Here is a 754-nt window from a genome sequence, read left to right as displayed (position 1 = left end):
GCTGGCAGCTGCCTGATAGCCACACCCGGTGTCCCCGGGTGTCCCCACCCTACGAATGGGAGGACGAACCCGCCTGAAAGGTAGAGCTGCCTGATGCTGTCCGGAGGGAAGCGTTCGCGGAGGCGTCACGCTTCCGGGGCGAGTTCTACGAGTGTCTGACCTCTCGGCGCGATGAGTTGTTCGAGCTGATGGACGCGGTGTTGTGTGCGGACGGTGCGGTGAAGTCCCCGGTGGATCTGACGCTGTTGCCCGAGCATCGTCGTGGGCACGGAGCAATGTACGGCGGCCTGAACCAGGGCCGGATCGACGTCGGTCGGCTGCGGGCGGTGCTGGCCGGCCTGTCACTGCCGCGTTTCGACGGCGGGCGCCTGGTCCTGGCGGTCGATGTTTCGCCGTGGCTGCGTTCGGACGCGCCGTGCGCTGCGGAGCGGCTGTTCTGTCACGTCTACGGCCGTGCGAAGACGGCGTCGCAGTTCATTCCGGGCTGGCCCTACTCCTTCGTCGCCGTGCTGGAGCCGGGCGCCACGTCCTGGACCCCGGTTCTGGACGCGGTCCGGCTGGGACCGGTGGACGACGCGACCGCAGTCACCGCCGCCCAGCTGCGGGGTGTCGTGGAGCGGCTCATCACCGCGGGTCAGTGGCAGGCCGGGGACCCGCCTGTACGCCGGACGCACCGCTGATGCCCTGCCGGGCGTCGCGCTTGCAGCGGCGGGCTGCTGCTGTCTGGTGGTGTGTCCCCCGGGCGCGTGCGCCC

The 754-nt window shown here is 70.3% G+C and carries 1 pseudogene; it reads left to right on the top strand.

Annotated elements, in window-relative coordinates:
* Window positions 1-86 precede the first annotated feature (86 nt).
* Window positions 87-662: pseudogene (locus tag IF89_RS0135735) on the top strand (transposase); the annotation flags it as partial.
* Window positions 663-754: the final 92 nt, after the last annotated feature.

The sequence above is a fragment of the Streptomyces sp. NRRL F-2664 genome (assembly GCF_000719345.1).
In the GTDB taxonomy this organism is placed as follows: domain Bacteria; phylum Actinomycetota; class Actinomycetes; order Streptomycetales; family Streptomycetaceae; genus Streptomyces.
The sequence above is the reverse complement of the archived record's forward strand: the minus strand, read 5'-3'. Positions and strand labels throughout refer to the sequence as shown.